Source organism: Streptomyces sp. MnatMP-M17, assembly GCF_900091995.1.
Classification (GTDB): Bacteria; Actinomycetota; Actinomycetes; order Streptomycetales; family Streptomycetaceae; genus Streptomyces.
The window spans coordinates 1-4,666 of record NZ_FMDK01000609.1 but is presented as its reverse complement, the minus strand read 5'-3'; the positions used below and the strand labels follow the sequence as shown (position 1 = coordinate 4,666).

Genomic DNA, 4,666 nt, shown 5'->3' with positions numbered 1-4,666 from the left:
CCGGCACCACCCGCACCGCTACCGGCGCCTCCGGCGCCCCCGGCGCCCCCGCCCGCCACCGCGATCTGCACCCCCTGGTCCGCCAGGGCCTGAAGCTCCGTACCGGCACGGTCGTCCTGCGCGGGCGGCTCGTCCGTCACCAGCCGGCTGATCAGATCCGTCGGCACCGTCTGGAACATCGTGTCCGTACCGAGCTTGGTGTGGTCGGCCAGCACCACCACCTCCGCCGCCGCCTGTACCAGCGCCCGGTCCACGCTCGCCGAGAGCATGTTGGAGGTGGAGAGACCGCGCTCCGCCGTCAGCCCGCTCCCGGAGAGGAACGCACGGGTGACCCGGAGCCCCTGGAGGGACTGCTCGGCCCCGCTGCCGACCAGCGCGTAGTTCGACCCGCGCAGCGTGCCGCCGGTCATGACGACCTCGACCCGGTTGGCATGGGCCAGCGCCTGGGCGACCAGCAGTGAGTTGGTGACGACGGTCAGCCCGGGGATCCGCGCGAGCCGGCGGGCCAGCTCCTGCGTGGTCGTACCGGCGCCGACGACCACGGCCTCGCCCTCTTCGACGAAGCTCGCGGCGAGATCGGCGATGGCCGTTTTCTCCGCCGTCGCGAGATGGGACTTTTGCGGAAAGCCGGATTCTCGCGTGAATCCGCCCGGCAGTACCGCACCGCCGTGCCGGCGGTCGAGGAGTCCTTCTGCCTCAAGCGCCCGCACGTCCCGCCGTACGGTCACTTCGGAGGTCTGGACGACGCGGGCGAGCTCACGGAGCGACACGGCTCCGTTGGCGCGCACCATTTCGAGGATCAATTGACGACGTTCTGCAGCGAACACGAAACTGACAGTAACCCCAACGACCGTCTGCTTTCAGCAGTTTGCGCCGAATAACAGAAGTTGTACACAGACGAGCGCACGGAGTGGTATACGGCGACGAGACGGTCACCCACCACACACAAACACCGACAAAACCTGCCAGAACCCGGCCGGAGCCTCGCGAGAACAGCGACAGAACCGCGCCGGACCCCCCGTCGCGTCAGCTCTCCTCCGCCGTCTTCCGCGTATGCAACTGCCGCGCCACCTCGGCGATCGAGCCCGACAGCGACGGATACACGGTGAAGGCGTTCGCGATCTGCTCGACGGTCAGACTGTTGTCCACCGCGAGCGAGATGGGATGGATCAGCTCGCTGGCACGCGGCGCGACGACCACGCCGCCGACCACGATGCCCGTACCGGGACGGGCGAAGATCTTGACGAAACCGTCCCGGACGCCCTGCATCTTCGCGCGCGCGTTCCGCAGTAGCGGCAGCTTGACGACCCGCGCGTCGATCCTGCCGCTGTCGACGTCCGCCTGGCTGTAACCGACCGTGGCGATCTCGGGGTCGGTGAAGACGTTCGAGGAGACGGTCTTGAGGTTGAGCGGAGCCACCGCGTCGCCGAGGAAGTGGTACATCGCGATCCGGCCCTGCATGGCCGCGACCGAGGCGAGAGCGAAGATCCCGGTGACATCGCCGGCCGCGTAGACGCCCGGCGCGGAGGTACGGGAGACCCGGTCGGTCTTGATGTGGCCCGACTCCTTGAGGAGGACGCCGGCCTCCTCAAGGCCCATGCCCGCCGTGTTCGGTATCGCGCCGACCGCCATCAGACAGTGCGATCCGGTGATGATCCGGCCGTCGGAGAGAGTGACCTCGACACGGTCGCCCACACGCTTGGCGGCCTCGGCCCGGGAGCGGGACATCACATTCATCCCGCGGCGCCGGAAGACGTCCTCCAGCACGGCGGCGGCGTCCGGGTCCTCGCCGGGCAGCACACGGTCGCGGGAGGAGACCAGCGTGACGCGCGAGCCCAGCGCCTGGTAGGCACCGGCGAACTCGGCTCCGGTCACACCGGAGCCGACCACGATCAGTTCCTCGGGCAGCTCTTCGAGGTCGTAGACCTGCGTCCAGTTGAGGATGCGCTCGCCGTCCGGCCGCGCGTCCGGGATCTCCCGGGGATGGGCGCCGGTGGCGATCAGCACGGCGTCGGCGGTGAGTGACTCCTCGCTGCCGTCGGCCGCGGTCACGATCACCTGCCGCGAACCGTCCATGGCCTGCCGGCCGTCCAGCCGGCCCCGGCCGCGCATGACACGCGCGCCGGCCCGGGTGACGGAGGCGGTGATGTCATGGGACTGCGCGAGCGCAAGCCGCTTCACCCGTCGGTTGACCTTGCCGAGATCGACGCCGACGACACGGGCCGACCCCTCCAGCGGAGGCGTGTCGTCCGCGACGATGATGCCGAGCTCCTCGTAGGAGGAGTCGAAGGTGGTCATCACCTCGGCCGTCGCGATGAGCGTCTTCGACGGTACGCAGTCGGTGAGCACCGACGCTCCGCCGAGGCCGTCGCAGTCGACGACGGTCACCTCGGCGCCGAGCTGGGCGCCCACCAGGGCCGCCTCGTAGCCGCCGGGTCCGCCGCCGATGATCACGATCCGGGTCACGAAAAAGTCCGCCTCGCGTTGTCAACCCGGCCCGTCTGCCACCCCGGCCGGGGTTCCGGGGGAGCCCCCGGGGGATGCAGTCGTACTCCATTGTCCCGCACGGTTCAAGCTGCTTCGCCCCGGGGCCTCCATCCGGGAACCCACGGGCCCGGACTTCCGGTGACCCGCGGGACCGGAACATCGGTAACCCGCAGGGCCGGCATCCGGTAACCCGCAGGGCCGGACCGGTGGATCGGCGGCCACGCCCGTACCTCCCGTACCCTCAACCTCATGTCGCTCTACGCCGCGTACGCCGGCAACCTCGACGCGCGGCTGATGTCCCGCCGCGCCCCGCACTCCCCGTTGCGCGGCACCGGCTGGCTCAACGGCTGGCGGCTCACCTTCGGCGGCGAGCAGATGGGCTGGGAGGGCGCGCTGGTCACGGTCGTGGAGGCGCCGCGCTCCCAGGTCTTCGTCGCGCTGTACGACATCGCCCCGATGGACGAGGACTCCATGGACCGCTGGGAGGGCGTGGGGCTCGACATATACCGCCGGATGCGGATCCGCGTGCACACCCTGGACGGCGAGGAGCCGGCCTGGATGTACGTGCTCAACGGATACGAGGGCGGCCTGCCCTCCGCCCGCTATCTGGGCGAGCTGGCGGACGCGGCGGAATCCGCGGGCGCTCCTCACGACTATGTGATGGAACTGCGCAAGCGTCCCTGCTGAGCCGCCGCGCGAAGGCGACGCGCACCCGGCCTGAAATCGATGGACATACGGCACATATCAGGCACCTGATCACCCATTCGCACTCCTGCGGCGATGCCGTCTGTCCGAAACGGCAGTACAACGATGTCAAGACCGTGTGCGCTTCATCTACGCGCGTAGGGAATGACCGGCTACCCTCATCCGCGTGAACGCATCTGTTATCCCGGCCAACGCCGACGGACCCGCCGATCCCCTGGCCGCCGCCGGCGCCGCCGCCGCGCGCCTGCGCGAGCTCACCGGCGCCGAGACCCATGACGTCGCCCTTGTGATGGGCTCCGGCTGGGGACCGGCCGTCGAAGCGCTCGGCGCGCCCGAGGCGGAATTCCCCGTGACCGATCTGCCCGGGTTCCCGCCGCCCGTCGTAGCGGGCCACGGCGGCACGATCCGCTCGTACAAGATCGCCGACAAGCGCGCGCTGGTCTTCCTCGGCCGTACGCACTACTACGAGGGTCTGGGCGTCGCCGCCGTGGCCCATGGAGTGCGTACCGCCGTCGCCGCAGGCTGCAAGACCGTCGTCCTGACCAACGGCTGCGGCGGACTGCGCGAGGGCATGCGGCCCGGCCAGCCCGTACTGATCAGCGATCACATCAATCTGACGGCCGTCTCCCCGATCGTCGGCCCGAACTTCGTGGATCTGACGGACCTGTACTCGCCGCGGCTGCGCGCGCTGTGCAAGGAGATCGACCCGGATCTGGAGGAGGGCGTGTACGTACAGTTCCCGGGACCGCACTACGAGACGCCGGCCGAGATCAACATGGTCCGGGCGATCGGCGGCGACCTCGTCGGCATGTCCACCGTCCTGGAGGCCATCGCGGCCCGCGAGGCCGGTGCCGAGGTGCTCGGGATCTCGCTGGTCACCAATCTGGCCGCGGGCCTGTCGGGCGAGCCTCTCAACCACGAGGAGGTCCTCCAGGCCGGCCGCGACTCGGCGACGCAGATGGGTGCGCTGCTGGCCCAGGTGCTCGAACGCGTCTGAGCGGCGTCCGGGCAGGGAAGGACAACAGGCCGGAGCCGCGATACTCGGCCCGTACTCGGCCCACCCCCGCGGCAACCATCCATTGAGCAACCCCGACGGCCAGCAACCACCTCCGCGAGAGCGGCGCCGGCTTAGGCGCATAAGGAGCCCCCCACCGTGCAGCAGCAGGACCCGATGGAGCAGGACGTCATCAGCCGGGCCAGGGCCTGGCTGGCCGAGGACCCGGACCCGCAGACGCGCGAGGAACTCGCCGCGGTCATCGAGGCCGGCGATCTGGACTCGCTCGGCGAGCGGTTCGCCGGCACGTTGCAGTTCGGCACGGCCGGGCTGCGCGGCGAGCTGGGCGCCGGGCCCATGCGGATGAACCGCGCCGTGGTCATCCGGGCCGCGGCCGGGCTCGCCGCGTATCTGAGGAACCGCGGCGCCGACGAGGGACTGGTCGTCATCGGCTACGACGCCCGCCCCAAGTCGGCCGAC

4 protein-coding genes and 1 pseudogene are annotated in these 4,666 nt (G+C 70.3%); 3 read left to right on the top strand and 2 right to left on the bottom strand.

Features of this window, described 5'->3' with window-relative positions; all coding sequences use genetic code 11:
* Window positions 1-791: DeoR/GlpR family DNA-binding transcription regulator (locus GA0115259_RS25880; protein ID WP_237540499.1), on the bottom strand; the 791-nt coding region annotated here is incomplete at its 3' end.
* 235 nt (window positions 792-1,026) lie between these two features.
* Window positions 1,027-2,466, bottom strand: a complete 1,440-nt coding sequence (locus GA0115259_RS25875; protein ID WP_093601484.1) for an NAD(P)H-quinone dehydrogenase — start codon at window positions 2,464-2,466, stop codon at window positions 1,027-1,029.
* A gap of 270 nt (window positions 2,467-2,736) precedes the next feature.
* Here GA0115259_RS25875 and GA0115259_RS25870 point away from each other — a divergent pair, with 270 nt between their 5' ends.
* The 3 genes and pseudogenes from GA0115259_RS25870 to GA0115259_RS25860 all read left to right on the top strand — a co-directional run.
* On the top strand, window positions 2,737-3,174 hold the full coding sequence (locus GA0115259_RS25870; protein WP_093601482.1) for a gamma-glutamylcyclotransferase family protein: 438 nt from the start codon (window positions 2,737-2,739) through the stop codon (window positions 3,172-3,174).
* Window positions 3,175-3,358: 184 nt separating this feature from the next.
* Window positions 3,359-4,189, top strand: a complete 831-nt coding sequence (locus GA0115259_RS25865; RefSeq protein WP_093601480.1) for a purine-nucleoside phosphorylase — start codon at window positions 3,359-3,361, stop codon at window positions 4,187-4,189.
* 174 nt (window positions 4,190-4,363) lie between these two features.
* Window positions 4,364-4,666 (top strand): annotated as a pseudogene (locus tag GA0115259_RS25860) (phospho-sugar mutase); the annotation flags it as partial.